The sequence below is a fragment of the Streptomyces sp. NPDC004031 genome, from assembly GCF_053604375.1.
On record NZ_JBSGHL010000098.1, the window covers coordinates 1 to 16,241 of the forward strand.

The window sequence follows — 16,241 nt, forward strand, 5'->3', positions numbered from 1 at the left end:
CTGCAGCGGGACGTGCTGGTGACGGCCCGAGGGAGCGGCGGGCGGCCGCCCGTCCGGCACCGCCCGTCCGCCGGGCGAGTCCGGCGGCGGGCGGCGGCCCCGGCTCACCCCGCCCTCGCGCCGCACCCTGCTGATCGTCCTGGTGGCGCTCACCGTCCTGCTGGGCGGCGGCACATGGGCGGTCTACGGCTCCCCGTGGCTGCGGGCCCGCACGGTGAGCGTGCACGGCACCGGGGTGCTGACCCCGGAACAGGTGCGCAAGGCCGCCGCGGTCCCGCTGGGCGGGGCGCTGGTCTCGGTCGACACCGGGGCGGTGCGCGCCCGGCTGCTGAAGGAGCTGCCCCGGCTGAAGGACGCCCGGGTGCACCGGGGGTGGCCGCACACCGTGCGCATCGACGTCACCGAGCGGACCCCGTCGGCGATCCTGAAAAGCGGCGCGAAGTTCACCGAGGTCGACCGGGACGGGGTGCGCTTCGCGACCGTCGACCGGGCGCCGGACGGGGTGCCGCTGGTGGAATTGACACCGGATCAGACGGCGAGCTTTCGGCATTTCGGAACAAAAAGACTGCTGCAAGGCGCCATTACCGTCGCGGGCCGGCTGCCGGATTCGCTCGCCGGGCGCGCGACCGCGATCCGGGTGCGTTCCTACGACGCGATCACCGTCGAACTCACCGGCGGTCGCGACGTGATGTGGGGGAGCGCCGACGACAGCGCCGTGAAGGCGGCGGTCCTCACGGCGCTCATGAAGGCCGAGCCGCACGCCACGCACTACGACGTGAGCGCCCCCACCGCCCCTGCGGCGTCCGGAAGTTGACGTGTGCGGGACGTCCGCTTCGCTAGTATTCGACCCCTGGTTCACGGAACCGGGGCGTGATCACATAGGGTCAAAAGAAAAACGGGAGGTTCGGCGTGTTCGTTGAACCTCCACCGCTTGTCGACTTAGTGTCTCGTCCCAAAGGAACACATGGGACAGGCATACTGGTAACCCTAAACCTCAGGGTTAGGGTTCGGAACGGCCCGGCGAGCGTACCGACCGTCCCACACACTTCGTAAATCGAGGCGAGAGGCCTTCGACGTGGCAGCACCGCAGAACTACCTCGCAGTCATCAAGGTCGTCGGCATCGGCGGCGGTGGCGTCAACGCCATCAACCGGATGATCGAGGTCGGTCTCAAGGGCGTCGAGTTCATCGCGATCAACACCGATGCTCAGGCCCTGCTGATGAGCGACGCCGACGTCAAGCTGGACGTCGGCCGCGAGCTGACCCGCGGGCTCGGCGCCGGGGCGAACCCGGACGTCGGCCGGAAGGCCGCCGAGGACCACCGCGAGGAGATCGAAGAGGTGCTCAAGGGCGCCGACATGGTCTTCGTCACCGCGGGTGAGGGCGGCGGCACCGGCACCGGCGGCGCCCCCGTGGTCGCCAACATCGCCCGCTCGCTCGGCGCCCTGACCATCGGTGTGGTCACCCGCCCGTTCACCTTCGAGGGCCGCCGCCGCGCCAACCAGGCCGAGGACGGCATCGCGGGCCTGCGGGAGAACGTCGACACCCTGATCGTCATCCCCAACGACCGCCTGCTGTCCATCTCGGACCGCCAGGTCAGCGTGCTGGACGCGTTCCGCTCCGCCGACCAGGTGCTGCTGTCCGGTGTGCAGGGCATCACCGACCTCATCACCACCCCGGGCCTGATCAACCTGGACTTCGCCGACGTGAAGTCCGTGATGTCGGAGGCCGGTTCCGCCCTCATGGGCATCGGCTCGGCCCGCGGCGACGACCGCGCGGTGGCCGCCGCCGAGATGGCGATCTCCTCGCCGCTGCTGGAGGCCTCCATCGACGGCGCCCGCGGGGTGCTGCTGTCCATCTCCGGCGGCTCCGACCTCGGGCTCTTCGAGATCAACGAGGCCGCCCAGCTGGTGAGCGAGGCCGCCCACCCGGAGGCCAACATCATCTTCGGCGCCGTCATCGACGACGCCCTCGGCGACGAGGTCCGGGTCACCGTGATCGCGGCCGGCTTCGACGGCGGCCAGCCGCCGAGCAAGGCCGGCCGGGACAAGGCGCAGGGCTCGACGTACTCCGCGCACGACGGCGGCACCGCCGGCGCGGCCGGTCCGGGCCGCGGCGCCGAGTCGCAGCCGCGTCCGGTGTCGCCCTTCAACGGCCTCGGCGTGCCGTCGGCGATCCCGGCCGAGCGGGAGGCCGAGCCGGTCGCCGAGACCGCCGTCCCCCCGGTCACCCCGCCGGTGGTCCCGCCGGCCCGGCCGTACCAGGACACCGCGGCCGAAGAGCTCGACGTCCCCGACTTCCTGAAGTGACCGCCCGGACGTGATAGGGCACCGCAGCACAGCGAACGGCGCGCATTTCGCCTTCACCGACCGGTGGGGCGGGGTGAGCGCCGTTCCTTACGACAGCCTCAACCTCGGCGGCGCGGTCGGCGACGACCCGGCCGCCGTCGCCGCCAACCGCGACCGGGCCGCCCGCGAACTGGGCCGCGACCCGGGGCGGGTGGTGTGGATGAACCAGGTGCACGGCCGTGATGTCGCCGTCGTCGACCGGCCGTGGGGCGACGAGCCCGCCGGATCCGTCGACGCCCTCGTCACCACCCGCGCCGACCTCACCCTCGGGGTGCTCACCGCCGACTGCGTCCCGGTGCTGCTCGCCGACCCGGTCGCCGGGGTCGCCGCCGCCGCGCACGCCGGGCGGCCGGGGATGACGGCGGGGATCGCGACCGCCGTGGTCGAGACGATGATCACACTCGGGGCGGCTCCGGAGCGTATGACAGCGCTCCTCGGCCCGTCGGTATGCGGTAAATGCTATGAAGTGCCCGCCGAGATGCGCGACACGGTCGCAGCCGTCGAACCGGCGGCGTACGCCGAGACGAGTTGGGGCACACCGGCGCTCGACGTGGCCGCCGGAGTGCGCGCCCAACTGCTGCGCGCCGGAGTGCGCGCCGTGGAAGGACCCGCCGTGTGCACCCGTGAATCCGCCGACCACTTCTCCTACCGCCGCGACAAGGTCACCGGCCGGCTCGCCGGTTACGTGTGGCTGGACGGTGCGCGATGACCGGCACGGACGGCGCCGACGGCACTGCCGCGGAGGCCGCCGCGCGCGGCGCGCAGCTCGCCGCCAACCTGGCCCGGGTCGAGCAGCGCATCGCCGACGCGTGCGCCGCCGCGGGCCGCGACCGCGCGGACGTCACCCTGATCGTGGTCACCAAGACCTACCCGGCCACCGACGTACGGCTGCTGGCCGGACTCGGGGTCCGCGAGGTCGCCGAGAACCGCGACCAGGAGGCCGCGCAGAAGGCGCAGGAGACCGCCGATCTGCCGCTCAGCTGGCACTTCGTGGGCCAACTCCAGACCAACAAGGCGCGATCCGTGGTCGGTTACGCTGACCACGTGCACTCCGTCGACCGGCTCCGGCTGGTCGGGGCGCTGTCCGCCGCGGCCACCGCCGCCGGGCGGCACATCGGCTGCCTGGTCCAAGTCGCCCTGGACGCCGACGAGACGGCGGGTCCCGGCGGGCGCGGGGAGCGCGGCGGGGTGGCACCCGGCGCGGTGCCCGAACTCGCCGACGCGATCGCGGCCGCCCCCGGGCTCCGGCTCGACGGGCTCATGACGGTCGCGCCGCTGGCCGGGGCATACGCGGGCCAACCCCGCGCCGCCTTCGACCGGTTGAGGGAAATCTCATCCCGCCTGCGCGAGACGCATCCGGCTGCCACCATGGTCTCGGCAGGGATGAGCCAGGACCTCGACGAAGCGGTGGCGGCCGGAGCGACACATGTGCGCGTCGGAACGGCGGTACTCGGAGTCCGTCCCGGGCTCCGGTAACGTCACCAAACAAGTCGGACCACAGCATAAATATGGTGTGGCGGCCGTCCCCGGCGGACGGCCGAGGACCGCAACACCCCGCTGAGAGGACGCAGAGCATGGCCGGCGCGATGCGCAAGATGGCGGTCTACCTCGGCCTCGTGGAGGACGACGGGTACGACGGCCCGGGTTTTGACCCGGATGACGAGTTCGAGCCGGAGGTGCCCGCGCCCCCGGCGCGTGTCGCGGCCGAGCCGGAGCGCGCCCCCCGCCGACCGCACAGCCAGCACGTGGCGCCGAGCCCGCACCAGCCGCAGCAGGAGGAACCGCCGCGGCTCGTCCACGCTCCCGCACCCCGCGAACCGCGGATCGCCCCCGTGGCGTCCATCACACCCGAACGTCACAGCCTGGAGAAGAACGCAGCGGTGATCATGCCCAAGGTCGTGTCAGAACGCGAGCCCTACCGGATCACGACACTTCACCCCCGGACCTACAACGAAGCCCGTACCATCGGGGAACACTTCCGCGAAGGCACCCCGGTGATCATGAACTTGACGGAGATGGACGACACGGATGCGAAGCGACTTGTCGACTTCGCGGCCGGTCTGGTCTTCGGCCTCCACGGGAGCATCGAGCGGGTGACGCAGAAGGTGTTTCTGCTGTCGCCTGCTAACGTCGATGTCACGGCGGAGGACAAGGCCCGGATCGCCGAGGGCGGGTTCTTCAACCAGAGCTGAACCAACGCAACCGTCAGGGACCGGCCGGCAGGCCGAGAAGCAGGGGAGAGGGAAGCGCGATGAGTGTCGCACTCCAGGTGCTGGACATCGCGTTGTACTGCTTCCTCTTTGTGCTGATCTTCCGATTGGTGATGGATTACGTCTTCCAGTTCGCCCGCTCATGGCACCCTGGCAAGGCGATGGTGGTGGTCCTGGAGGGCACTTACACTGTCACCGATCCGCCGCTGAAGCTTCTGCGGCGGTTCATCCCGCCGCTGCGCCTCGGGGGTGTGGCGCTCGACCTGTCCTTCTTCGTACTGATGATCATCGTTTACATCCTGATCTACGTTGTTGGGAGCTTCATGTGAACGGTGCGAGCTCCCGATATGTCGACGATCACGTTGAGGTGAAGAGATGCCGTTGACCCCCGAGGACGTTCGGAACAAGCAGTTCACGACCGTCCGCCTCCGTGAGGGCTATGACGAGGATGAGGTCGACGCCTTCCTCGACGAGGTGGAGGCGGAACTGACCCGCCTGCTCCGTGAGAACGAGGACCTGCGCGCCAAACTGGCCGCCGCGACTCGTGCCGCGGCCCAGGCCAGCCAGCGCAAGCCCGAGCCGCAGGACCGGCCGGTGCCCGCTGCCATATCCGGACCGCAGCCGGTGCAGCAGCAGATGCCGCAGCAGATGGGTCCGCCCCCGCAGCAGGGCGGCATGCCGCAGCTGCCCCCCGGCCCCAGCGCCCAGCAGCACGGTCCTGGCCCCGGCCAGCACCCGATGCAGCAGCAGGGTCCCGGCCCGATGGGCCAGCACCCGATGCAGGGCGGCCCCGGCCCCATGGGCCAGCACCCGATGCAGCAGCAGGGTCCCGGCCCGATGGGTCAGCACCCCATGCAGGGCGGCCCCGGCGGCCACCCGATGCAGCAGCAGGGTCCCGGCGGCGACAGCGCGGCCCGCGTGCTCTCGCTCGCCCAGCAGACCGCCGACCAGGCGATCGCGGAGGCCCGTTCCGAGGCCAACAAGATCGTCGGCGAGGCCCGCAGCCGCGCCGAGGGCCTGGAGCGGGACGCCCGTGCCAAGGCCGACGCGCTGGAGCGGGACGCCCAGGAGAAGCACCGCGTCGCGATGGGCTCCCTGGAGTCCGCCCGCGCCACGCTGGAGCGCAAGGTCGAGGACCTGCGCGGCTTCGAGCGGGAGTACCGCACGCGGCTGAAGTCCTACCTGGAGTCCCAGCTGCGCCAGCTGGAGAACCAGGCGGACGACTCCCTCGCCCCGCCGCGCACCACCCCGTCCGCGCCCTCCCTCCCGGCGGCGGCGTCGCCGATGGCCGGGTCGATGGGCGGCAACGGGATGAGCGGCGGCATGAACGGGATGGCTCCCGCCGGTGCGGGTGCGATGAGCCACAACGGCTCCGCCCCGGCCTTCGGCGGCGGCCAGGGCATGGGCGGTCACACGCCCGGCCCGACGTACGGTGGCCAGCAGCAGATGTCGCCTGCGATGACGCAGCCGATGGCTCCTGTTCGCCCGCAGGGCGGGCCGTCCCCGCTCCAGCAGGCGCCCACGCCGATGAGGGGTTTCCTCATCGACGAGGACGACAACTAGGCGCCGCGCTGCGCCGAGCTGTTCAGGGCCGGGCCTCCCGGGGGTTGCACCCCGCGGAGGCCCGGCCCTTTTGCGCGAGCGTGCGCCTGCGGCGCCGGGCACCGCAGGGGCGCGTGGGGGGGGGTGCCCCCACGCGCCCCTGCGGGGCCCTTGCTCACGCCCTCCGCAAGGAGAAGCTCAGGGACAGGGGCTCGTCTGTGAAGGGGGAGCCGAAGTCCGCCGAGGGGGCGCCCTCCGCGAAGTCGACGGCGAGGACCTCCTCCGAGATGAGCGCGGCGTGCGCGGCCAGCGCGGAGGCCAGCTCGGGGTTGGTCGTCGTCCAGCGGACGGCGATCCGGTCGGCCACGTCGAGGCCGCTGTTCTTGCGGGCCTCCTGGACGAGCCGGATGACGTCGCGGGCCAGGCCCGCGAGCCGCAGCTCGGGGGTGATCTCCAGGTCGAGGGCGACCGTGGCGCCGGAGTCGGAGGCCACCGACCAGCCCTCGCGCGGGGTCTCGGTGATGATGACCTCTTCCGGGGACAGTTCGACGGTCTCCCCGTCGACGGCCACCGAGGTCACCCCCCGCTCCCGCAGCTCCGCGGAGAGCGCGGCCGCGTCCGCGGCGGCCACGGCGGCGGCGACCGCCTGGACGCCCTTGCCGAACCGCTTGCCCAGCACCCGGAAGTTGGCCTTCGCGGTGGCGTCGACCAGCGAGCCGCCGACCTCGGAGAGGGACGCCAGCGAGGAGACGTTCAGCTCGTCGGCGATCTGGGCCCGCAGTTCGTCGGTGAGGTCCTCGAAGCCCGCGGCGGCGACGAGCGCGCGGCGCAGCGGCTGCCGGGTCTTGACGCCGGACTCGGCGCGGGTGGCGCGGCCCAGCTCGACCAGGCGGCGCACCAGCTGCATGCGGGTGGACAGCGCCGGGTCGATGAGCGTCTCGTCGGCGACCGGCCAGCTCGCGAGGTGGACCGAGTCCGGCGCGTCCGGCACGACGGGCACGACGAGGTCCTGCCAGACGCGTTCGGTGATGAACGGCACCAGCGGCGCCATCAGCCGGGTCACCGTCTCGACCACGTCGTGCAGGGTGCGCAGCGCGGCCGCGTCGCCCTGCCAGAAGCGGCGGCGGGAGCGGCGGACGTACCAGTTGGACAGGTCGTCGACGAAGGCGGACAGCAGCTTGCCGGCGCGCTGGGTGTCGAAGGACTCCAGCGCCTCGGTGACGTCCCGTACGAGGACGTTGAGTTCACCGGCCAGCCAGCGGTCGAGCAGCGGGCGGTCGGCGACGGCCGGGTCGGACGCGGAGGGCGCCCAGCCGGACGTGCGGGCGTACAGGGCCTGGAAGGCGACGGTGTTCCAGTAGGTGAGCAGCGTCTTGCGCACGACCTCCTGGATCGTGCCGTGGCCGACCCGGCGGGCGGCCCAGGGGGAGCCGCCGGCGGCCATGAACCAGCGCACCGCGTCGGCGCCGTGCTGGTCCATGAGCGGGATCGGCTCCAGGATGTTGCCGAGGTGCTTGGACATCTTGCGGCCGTCCTCGGCGAGGATGTGGCCCAGGCACACCACGTTCTCGTACGCGGAGCGGTCGAAGACCAGGGTGCCGACGGCCATCAGCGTGTAGAACCAGCCGCGGGTCTGGTCGATCGCCTCGGAGATGAACTGCGCGGGGTAGGTGCGCTCGAAGACGTCCTTGTTGCGGTACGGGTAGCCCCACTGCGCGAAGGGCATCGACCCCGAGTCGTACCAGGCGTCGATGACCTCGGGCACCCGGGTCGCGGTGCTGCCGCAGCGGCCGCACGCGAAGGTGACCTCGTCGATGTAGGGGCGGTGCGGGTCCAGGCCCGACTGGTCGGTGCCGGTCAGCTCGCCCAGTTCGGCGAGCGAGCCGACGCACGTGAGGTGCTCCTCCTCGCAGACCCAGATCGGCAGCGGGGTGCCCCAGTAGCGGCTGCGGGACAGCGCCCAGTCGACGTTGTTGTCCAGCCAGTCGCCGAAGCGGCCGTGCTTGACGGACTCCGGGTACCAGGTGGTGCGCTCGTTCTCGCGCAGCATCGCGTCCTTGACCGCGGTCGTCCTGATGTACCAGGAGGGCTGCGCGTAGTAGAGGAGCGCGGTGTGGCAGCGCCAGCAGTGCGGGTAGCTGTGCTCGTAGGGGACGTGCCGGAAGAGCCTGCCGTTCGCGGTCAGCTCGGCGACCAGTGCCTCGTCGGCCTTCTTGAAGAAGACCCCGCCGACGAGCGGCACCTCGGGCTCGAAGGTGCCGTCCCGGCGCACCGGGTTGACCACCGGCAGGCCGTACGCGCGGCAGGCCTTGAGGTCGTCCTCGCCGAAGGCGGGGGACTGGTGGACCAGGCCCGTGCCGTCCTCGGTGGTGACGTACTCGGCGTTGAGCACGAAGTGCGCGTCCGGGATCTCGACGAGGGTGAAGGGCCGCTCGTACGTCCAGCGCTCCATCTCGCGGCCGGTGAAGGTCTCGCCGGTCGGCTCCCAGCCTTCGCCGAGCGCCTTGCCGAGCAGCGGCTCGGCGACGACCAGCTGCTCGGTGCCGTCGGTGGCCACCACGTAGCGGACGTCCGGGTGCGCGGCGACCGCGGTGTTGGACACCAGCGTCCACGGCGTGGTCGTCCACACCAGCAGTGCCGCGCGCCCGGCGAGCGGGCCGCTGGTGAGCGGGAAGCGGACGTAGACCGACGGGTCGACGACCGTCTCGTAGCCTTGCGCCAGCTCGTGGTCGGACAGGCCGGTCTGGTCGCGCGGGCACCACGGGGCGACCCGGTAGTCCTGCACCAGCAGGCCCTTGTCGAAGATCTGCTTGAGCGACCACCACACCGACTCGACGTATTCCGGGTCCATCGTGCGGTAGGCGTCGTCCAGGTCCACCCAGTAGCCCATCCGGGTGGTCAGCTCGGCGAAGGCGTCGGTGTGCCGGGTCACCGACGCGCGGCACCTGGCGTTGAACTCCGCGATGCCGTACGCCTCGATGTCCTGCTTGCCGGTGAAGCCCAGCTCCTTCTCGACGGCCAGCTCCACGGGCAGGCCGTGGCAGTCCCAGCCCGCCTTGCGGGTCACGTGGTGGCCCTGCATCGTCTTGAAGCGCGGGAAGACGTCCTTGAAGACCCGGGCCTCGATGTGGTGGGCGCCGGGCATGCCGTTCGCGGTCGGCGGGCCCTCGTAGAAGATCCAGTCGGGCAGTCCGCGGCTCTGCTCCACGGAGCGGGCGAACGTCTTGCGCTCGCGCCACAGCTCCAGCACCTCGTGTTCGAGAGCGGGCAGGTCGACCTGCGCGGGCACCTGGCGATACTGCGGCTGGCTGGTCGGGCTCATCGCGGACTTTCCTCCGGCGGACGCTGGGACACTCCGTCGAAGGGACGAGGACGCCGGAGCGCTCCCGCGGTACCACCCTTCTTGGCGGTGGAGGACTTCCCACCGCCCCCTCATTGGGGTCAGCGATGCCGGTTCTACTCACCCGGCGGCCGACGGCGCGGTCCCACGGGTTTTCTTCCGGCGGCTCCGGGCTGATCTTCACCCCGCGCACACCCCCGGGCTTCCACCGTCCCCGGGTCGCTCTCGGCTGCGTGCGGCGCTACTCGTCCCATCCACGCCGGTTCGCTGCCGCTCAGTGTACGGCCGCGCGCGGACCCGCGCCGCCGGGTTTTCCGCCGCCGCCCGGCGGACCGGCCCGCGGCGGCCCGCTGACCCGAATGGCCTGCTCCGCGCGCCGGGGCGGCGGCTGTCGCGCATCGTTGCGCCATGTACCGGAATACCCGGCGGTGAGCTGGGCACCAGCTCACGGATGCGAAGGGGTCGCGGTCATGGCCGTGAAGGAGTCGGCGGACCAGCCGGCGGAAGAACCGGCGGAAGAACCCGCGAAGCAGGCGGCACAGGAGCCGGCCGAGAAAGCCGCCAGGAAAACGGCCAGGAAATCGGCGAGGAAGACGGCGAAGAAGGCCGCCGCCAAGGCACCGGCAGGCAAGACCGCCGCCAAGAAGACAGCTTCGGCCGCCCCGGCAGGTGGGAAGAAGGCCGCAGCCGGGAAGAAACCGGTGAGCGACGAGCGCACCGGTCATGACGGGCCCGAGACAGGAGCTGGCACTGTGGGAGTGGAGAAGACGGCGGCCGGTACGGCCGCGAGCGGCGTCCCTGCGGCGCGCGGCGCGGCCGCAGCCGGAGACCTCGCGGTCCTGCCCGGCGAGGATCCGTGGACGCCCGAGGAGGTCGCGGAGGCCCGCGCCGAGCTGACCGGGGAGGTCGACCGGCTCCGCGCCGAGATCGAGTCCTCCGAGCAGGCCGTCGCCGGCCTGCTGCGGGACGGCGCCGACAGCGGCGGCGACGAGGCCGACACCGGCGCCAAGAACATCAGCCGGGAGTACGAGCTGGCGCTCGCCGCCAACACCCGCGAGACGCTCCAGCAGGCCGAGCACGCCCTGCGGCGCCTCGACGAGGGCACGTACGGGCTGTGCGAGGTGTGCGGCAACCCGATCGGCAAGGCCAGGATGCAGGCCTTCCCCCGCGCCACCTTGTGCCTCGACGACAAACAGCGCCAGGAACGGCGGTGACCCGCGGCCGATGACCCGTCCGCGGCCGGTGCCGTACCCTCGTCACAGGCGGGCGCACCGGCCCGTACGTGCTGAGGGCTGAGGGACCACGTGACGGAAGCGGAGCGCACCATCATCACGCCGGACGACGACGCCCCGGGGCGGACGGAAGACCCCGCGCAGCCCGCCGCGGACGCCCCCGCCGCCCCGTCCACCGCGGTCCGCAACCGCCGCATCCTCGTGCTGGCGGGCGTCGCGGCCTTCGCGTACCTGCTCGACCTGCTCTCCAAGATCTGGGTCGTCAAGAGCCTCGAAGGCCATGACTCGATCGACGTGCTCGGGCACTACCTGCGGCTCGACGCGCTGCGCAACGGAGGCGCCGCCTTCGGCATGGGCCAGGGCATGACGATCGTCTTCACATGCATCGCGACCGGTGTGATCGTCGTCATCGTCCGGCTGTCCCGCCGCCTGTACAGCGCGCCCTGGGCCGTCGCCCTCGGACTGCTCCTCGGCGGCGCCTTCGGTAACCTCACCGACCGTGTCTTCCGCGCGCCCGGCGGCCTTCAGGGCCATGTCGTCGACTTCATCGCCCCCGAGCACTTCGCGGTCTTCAACCTCGCCGACTCGGCGATCACCTGCGGTGGCGTGCTGATCGTCCTGCTCTCCTTCCGCGGTATCGACCCCGACGGCACCCGCCACCGCGACTGACCTCCGGCCGGGCGGCCGCCCCCCGCCGGGGGAGCGGGAACCCGGGGTCCGCGGGTCCGGCATACTCGACCGGGTGAGTACCGCACCCGAAATCCGCTCGTTGCCCGTGCCCGACGGCCTGGAGGGCGAACGCGTCGACGCCGCCCTCGCCCGTATGTTCGGCTTTTCCAGGACCAAGGCCGCCGAGCTCGCCGCGGACGGCAAGGTGTCGCTGGACGGGTCGGTCGCGGGGAAGTCGGAGCGGGTGCACGGGGGTGCGTGGCTGGAGGTTGAGATGCCCGCGCCCGCGGCCCCCGTGCGGGTCGTCGCGGAGCCCGTGGAGGGCATGGAGATCGTCCACGACGACGACGACGTCGTGGTGATCATGAAGCCCGTGGGGGTGGCCGCGCACCCGAGCCCCGGGTGGTCCGGGCCGACCGTGATCGGCGGGCTGGCCGCGGCGGGCTACCGGATCGCCACCTCCGGCGCCGCCGAGCGGCAGGGCATCGTGCACCGGCTGGACGTCGGGACGTCCGGGCTGATGGTCGTGGCGAAGTCGGAGAACGCCTACAGCCTGCTCAAGCAGCAGTTCCGGGAGCGGGTCGTGGACAAGCGCTACCACGCGCTCGTGCAGGGCCACCCCGACCCGCTGAGCGGCACCATCGACGCGCCCATCGGCCGGCACCCCACGCACGACTACAAGTGGGCGGTCGTCGCGGACGGCAAGCCGTCGGTGACGCACTACGACCTGATCGAGGCCTTCCGCTCCGCCAGCCTGCTCGACATCAAGCTGGAGACGGGCCGCACCCACCAGATCCGGGTGCACATGTCCGCGCACCGCCACCCTTGCGTCGGTGACCTCACCTACGGCGCCGACCCGACGATGGCCCGCCGGCTGGGCCTGACCCGGCAGTGGCTGCACGCCAAGCGGCTGGGCTTCGAGCACCCGGCGGACGGCTCCTGGGTGGAGTTCAGCAGCGAGTACCCGCCGGACCTGGAGCACGCGCTGGAGACGGTGCGGGCGGAGAGCCGGTGAGCGCCCCGGCGACCGGGGTGCGGGTGATCGTGGCCGGGGACACCGCGGGCATGGCCGCCGTGCACGCCATCCGGCACGAGGTCTTCGTGGTGGAGCAGGGCGTCCCGGCGGAGCTGGAGTGGGACGGCAAGGACGGCCGGGCCGTGCACGCGCTCGCCGAGGGCGCGGGCACCGGGCGGCTGCTGCTCGGCGCGGACGCCGCGGCGAAGAACGGCGGCGACGAGCAGCTCGCGGTGCTCGGCCGGCTCGCGGTGCTGAAGGCCGCGCGCGGTACGGGCCTGGGCGCGCTGCTGGTGCGGGCGCTGGAGGAGGAGGCCGGGCGGCTCGGCCTCGCGGGCGTCTACCTGGAGGCCCAGGTGCACGCCATCGGCTTCTACGAGAAGCTCGGCTACACCGCGTACGGCCCGCAGTTCCAGGACGCCGGGATCGCCCACCGCGCGATGCGCCGCACCTGGCGGCCCTGAACCCGCGCGGCCCGCACCCGTACGGCCGTTCGGGGGCGCGGCGGCGCCGCGGCGGCGCGGGGGATCGCTCGGGCGGCCTGCGGCGCGCCCCGCGGCCGTAGCGCACCCCGCAAGGCACGCTGGCGGGCGTGGACCAGCTCGCCCTGTTCTTCTCGCTCATGCTCGCGGCCGTCGTGACGGTGCCGCTCGGCGACCGGCTGGCACTGCCCGCGCCGGTGCTCATGACGCTGTTCGGCGGGGTCCTGGCGCTGATCCCGCAGGTTCCCAACGTCCGCATCGATCCGGACTTCATCCTGCCGCTGCTGCTCCCGCCACTGCTGTACGCCGCGGTGCAGCGCACCTCGTGGCGGCAGTTCGCGGCCAACCGGCGGGCGATCTTCCTGCTCGCGGTGGCACTGGTCTTCGTCACCACGACGGCGGTCGCCGCCGTCGTGGACGCGGTGGTGCCGGGCATCACGGTGGCCGCGGCCTTCACACTGGGCGCGCTCGTGGCGCCGCCCGACCCGGTCGCGGCGACCGCGGTGGCGGGCCGCCTCGGGCTGCCGCGCCGCATGATCTCGATCCTGGAGGGCGAGGGGCTCTTCAACGACGTCACGGCGATCGTGCTCTACCACGTGGCCGTCGACGCGGCGGTCTCCGGGCACTTCTCGGTGGGGCACGCGCTGCTGGAGTTCGTGCTGTCCGCGGTCGTCGCGGTCGTGGTGGGGCTGGTGCTCGGCTGGGGCGCCAACAAGCTCATGGGCGTGGTGGGCGACCCGACACTCCAGGTCGGGCTGTCGCTGCTGGTGCCCTTCGCCTCGTACGCCATCGCCGAGGAACTGTCCGGCTCGGGCGTGCTCGCGGTGCTGACCAGTGGGCTCTTCCTCGCCGAGTACGCCTTCGAGGCCGACGACGTGACCGCGCGGCTGGCCGGCACCACGTTCTGGCAGATCATCGACACGCTGGTCACCGGCATCGCCTTCGGGCTCATCGGCCTGGAGCTGCACCACGTCTTCAGCGTCGGCGCCGGCAACTGGGGGCCGATGACGCGGGACGCGCTGCTCGTCGTCGCCGTGGTCGTCGGGGTGCGGCTGGTGTGGCTGCTGCCGGCCGCGTGGGTGGCCCGGCGGCTGCACAAGCTGCGCGACATGGACGAGGACATCCCGATGACATGGCGGGAGACCGTCGTCATGTGGTGGTCCGGGATGCGCGGGGTGGCGTCGGTCGCGCTGGCGCTCGCCATCCCGCTGGAGACCGACCACGCCGGTGCCTTCCCGGCCCGCCCCGAACTCCTCTTCATCGCCTTCGCCGTGGTGCTGGCCACCCTCGTCCTCCAGGGCCTGACCCTGCCCTGGCTGGTCAAGCGGCTCGGGGTGAGCAGCGACATCGACGCCGAGCACGAGCTGGAGCACGAACTGGCGGTCCGCGCGATGGCCGCGGCACGCACCCGGCTCAAGGAGATCGAGGAGAACGAGCCGATCGACGAGGAGTTGTCGGAGATGCTGCACCGGCGGGCCTTCGACATGGGCGCGCGGATCTCGCCGGACATCGTCGACGAGGAACGGCGCGAGTCGCACGCGCGCCGGATCAAGCGCGTCAGGTCGCTGCGCCGGATCCAGGACGACATGATGTCCGCCGCCCGCCACGAGGTGCTGGCCGCGCGCAGCGAGCCGGGCAACGACCCGGAGGTCGTCGACCGGGTGCTGCGGCACCTGGACCTGCGCTCGATGCGCGGCTGACCCGCGGGCACCGGGCCCGGGACTGTCGGTGGGGGCTGGCACGATGGGACCCGCAAGACGCAGCAGGCAGAAGCGAGGGAGCCGCCGTGACGATCGTCCTCTTCCACTCCATGTACGGGCTGCGGCCCGCCGTGCGGGACGCAGCGGAGCGGCTGCGGGCCGCGGGCCACGAGGTCGTGGTGCCGGACCTGTACGACGGCCGGACGGCCGACACCCCTGAGGAAGGCCTGGCGCTGCGGGACGAGATCGGCCGGGAGGAGCTGCTGCGCCGCGCGGTGACGGCGGCGGCCCCGTACTCCGAGAGCGGCGCCGTCTACGCCGGGTTCTCCCTCGGCGGCTCGATCGCGCAGAATCTGGCGCTCGGCGACGAGAAGGCCCGCGGGCTGCTGCTCCTGCACGGCACCTCGGACATCGCCGACGACGCCGCCACCGGCATCCCGGTGCAGCTGCACGTGGCCGACCCGGATCCCTTCGAGTCGGACGACTGGCTGAACGCCTGGTATCTGCGGATGCGCCGGGCGGGCGCCGATGTGGAGGTCCACCGCTACCGCGGCGCGGGCCACATCTTCACCGACCCGGAGCTGCCCGACTACGACGCCGAGGCTGCGGAGCGGACGTGGGCGATCGCGCTGGACTTCCTCCGCGAGCTGGAGGCCTGACCTGCGGCGGCGGCCGGGCGGGGATGCCCCCACCCGGCCGCCGGGCCGTACGGCTACGTGAGCCGCGTCACTTCTTGAGCTGGGCGTCGAAGGCCTGCACCACCTGGTCCGAGGTCAGCCCCGGCACCTTGACGGGGGTGCCGTTGACCAGGACGTACGGGGTGCCGCCCTGCTGGACGTCGGAGGACGAGCTGTTGTACTTGTCGCTCATCGCCAGCGCCCAGCGGTCGAAGGTGCCCTTCTTGACCGCGTCGGAGAACTTGGCGTTGCCCTTGAGCGCGGGGACCTGCTGGGCGATCGAGATGAGCTTGTCGGCGCTCTTGTAGTCGTCCTTGGTCTCGTCGGGGTGGTTCTTCTCGGAGTAGAGCGCCTTGTGGTACTCCTCGAAGGCGTCCACCGAGACGTTCAGGGCGGCGCCGAGGGCGCTCAGCGCGCGCTTGGAACCCTGGCCGTTGTCGTGGTTGTCGATGAAGGTCGCGAAGGTGTAGTCGATCTGGTACTTGCCGTCCTTGGCGCCCTGCAGCACCGCGTCACCGGCGGCCTGCTCGTAGGCGGCGCAGATCGGGCAGCGCAGGTCCTCGTACTCCTTGACGACGTTCTTGTTCTTCGGGTCGCCGACGATGACCGTGGTGCCGTCCTTGCCCGAGGTGTTGGCGGGCTTGACCAGCTTGTCCTTGGCCGCCTGCGACCAGTAGCTGGGCTTGTTCATCTCGTTGACGGCGTAGGCGACGCCGCCGGCTATCGCGACCAGGGCCACGACGCCGCCGGCGACCAGCAGCTGGCGGCGGACCTTGGCGCGCTTGGCCTCCTTCTCGCGCTGGATGCGCAGCCGCTCCCGGGCGGCGGCCTTGGCGGTCTTGCTGTTGCGCTGGCTCATGACAGATCTCCGTGGATACGCGTGTGGGTGTGGGGTGTGCCGGTCCTGCGGTCAGAGAGCGACCGGGACGGGCGGACCGGGCAGTTCCCCGTCCAGGGCCGCCCCGGCGACACCGGCCAGTTCCCGGCGCCGGGCGCTCCCGGCGACGGCGGGCAGTTCGCCCGCCCC

The 16,241-nt window shown here is 72.2% G+C and carries 16 protein-coding genes; 13 read left to right on the top strand and 3 right to left on the bottom strand.

All coding sequences use genetic code 11. From position 1 onward, the window contains the following. Positions 1-142: 142 nt before the first annotated feature. The 7 genes from ACWERV_RS35315 (at position 143) to ACWERV_RS35345 (ending at position 6,120) form a co-directional block, all read left to right on the top strand. Positions 143-814 (top strand): cell division protein FtsQ/DivIB, encoded by a 672-nt coding sequence (locus ACWERV_RS35315; RefSeq protein WP_452940864.1) that lies wholly within the window; start codon positions 143-145, stop codon positions 812-814. A 261-nt stretch (positions 815-1,075) separates the two neighbouring features. Continuing rightward, positions 1,076-2,308: a cell division protein FtsZ gene (gene ftsZ / locus ACWERV_RS35320; protein ID WP_452940866.1), complete on the top strand. Its 1,233-nt coding sequence runs from the start codon at positions 1,076-1,078 to the stop codon at positions 2,306-2,308. A 10-nt stretch (positions 2,309-2,318) separates the two neighbouring features. Further along, positions 2,319-3,056 (top strand): peptidoglycan editing factor PgeF, encoded by a 738-nt coding sequence (gene pgeF / locus ACWERV_RS35325; RefSeq protein ID WP_452940867.1) that lies wholly within the window; start codon positions 2,319-2,321, stop codon positions 3,054-3,056. Continuing rightward, positions 3,053-3,823: a YggS family pyridoxal phosphate-dependent enzyme gene (locus tag ACWERV_RS35330; RefSeq protein WP_452940869.1), complete on the top strand. Its 771-nt coding sequence runs from the start codon at positions 3,053-3,055 to the stop codon at positions 3,821-3,823. Before pgeF ends, ACWERV_RS35330 begins: the two co-directional genes overlap by 4 nt. A 98-nt stretch (positions 3,824-3,921) precedes the next feature. Next, the gene (gene sepF / locus ACWERV_RS35335) at positions 3,922-4,539 is read left to right on the top strand and encodes a cell division protein SepF (protein WP_031523375.1); all 618 of its coding nucleotides are present in this window, start codon (positions 3,922-3,924) and stop codon (positions 4,537-4,539) included. A 59-nt stretch (positions 4,540-4,598) separates the two neighbouring features. Beyond that, positions 4,599-4,886, top strand: a complete 288-nt coding sequence (locus ACWERV_RS35340) for a YggT family protein (protein WP_398191273.1) — start codon at positions 4,599-4,601, stop codon at positions 4,884-4,886. Positions 4,887-4,932: 46 nt separating this feature from the next. Next, positions 4,933-6,120, top strand: a complete 1,188-nt coding sequence (locus ACWERV_RS35345) for a DivIVA domain-containing protein (protein ID WP_398191276.1) — start codon at positions 4,933-4,935, stop codon at positions 6,118-6,120. Between the two features lie 154 nt (positions 6,121-6,274). Here the strand turns inward: ACWERV_RS35345 and ileS are convergent, their stop codons facing one another. Together ileS and ACWERV_RS35355 are read right to left on the bottom strand one after the other, a co-directional pair. Next, positions 6,275-9,421 carry an isoleucine--tRNA ligase gene (gene ileS, locus ACWERV_RS35350; protein WP_452940872.1) on the bottom strand — a complete coding sequence of 1,049 codons (3,147 nt, stop codon included), beginning with the start codon at positions 9,419-9,421 and terminating at the stop codon, positions 6,275-6,277. Between the two features lie 463 nt (positions 9,422-9,884). Further along, positions 9,885-10,157, bottom strand: coding sequence for a hypothetical protein (locus ACWERV_RS35355; RefSeq protein ID WP_452940874.1), 273 nt, complete (start codon positions 10,155-10,157; stop codon positions 9,885-9,887). A gap of 34 nt (positions 10,158-10,191) precedes the next feature. Between ACWERV_RS35355 and ACWERV_RS35360 the strand changes: the two genes are divergently transcribed. From ACWERV_RS35360 to ACWERV_RS35385, 6 genes are all read left to right on the top strand, one after another. Beyond that, positions 10,192-10,653 carry a TraR/DksA family transcriptional regulator gene (locus tag ACWERV_RS35360; protein WP_452940876.1) on the top strand — a complete coding sequence of 154 codons (462 nt, stop codon included), beginning with the start codon at positions 10,192-10,194 and terminating at the stop codon, positions 10,651-10,653. Between the two features lie 90 nt (positions 10,654-10,743). After that, a complete protein-coding gene (lspA, locus tag ACWERV_RS35365) occupies positions 10,744-11,340 on the top strand; it encodes a signal peptidase II (protein ID WP_452940878.1) in 597 nt (198 codons plus the stop codon). Positions 11,341-11,413: 73 nt separating this feature from the next. Next, positions 11,414-12,355 carry an RluA family pseudouridine synthase gene (locus tag ACWERV_RS35370; protein WP_398191291.1) on the top strand — a complete coding sequence of 314 codons (942 nt, stop codon included), beginning with the start codon at positions 11,414-11,416 and terminating at the stop codon, positions 12,353-12,355. A 50-nt stretch (positions 12,356-12,405) separates the two neighbouring features. Then, entirely contained in the window at positions 12,406-12,819 is a 414-nt protein-coding gene (locus ACWERV_RS35375; protein WP_398191309.1) for a GNAT family N-acetyltransferase, read from the top strand. 128 nt (positions 12,820-12,947) lie between these two features. After that, a complete protein-coding gene (locus ACWERV_RS35380; RefSeq protein WP_398191294.1) occupies positions 12,948-14,537 on the top strand; it encodes a Na+/H+ antiporter in 1,590 nt (529 codons plus the stop codon). A gap of 86 nt (positions 14,538-14,623) precedes the next feature. After that, positions 14,624-15,196: a dienelactone hydrolase family protein gene (locus ACWERV_RS35385; protein WP_452940880.1), complete on the top strand. Its 573-nt coding sequence runs from the start codon at positions 14,624-14,626 to the stop codon at positions 15,194-15,196. A gap of 67 nt (positions 15,197-15,263) precedes the next feature. On the opposite strand, the gene ACWERV_RS35390 is transcribed toward ACWERV_RS35385, so the two are convergent. Beyond that, positions 15,264-16,073, bottom strand: a complete 810-nt coding sequence (locus ACWERV_RS35390) for a thioredoxin domain-containing protein (protein WP_452940881.1) — start codon at positions 16,071-16,073, stop codon at positions 15,264-15,266. Positions 16,074-16,241: the final 168 nt, after the last annotated feature.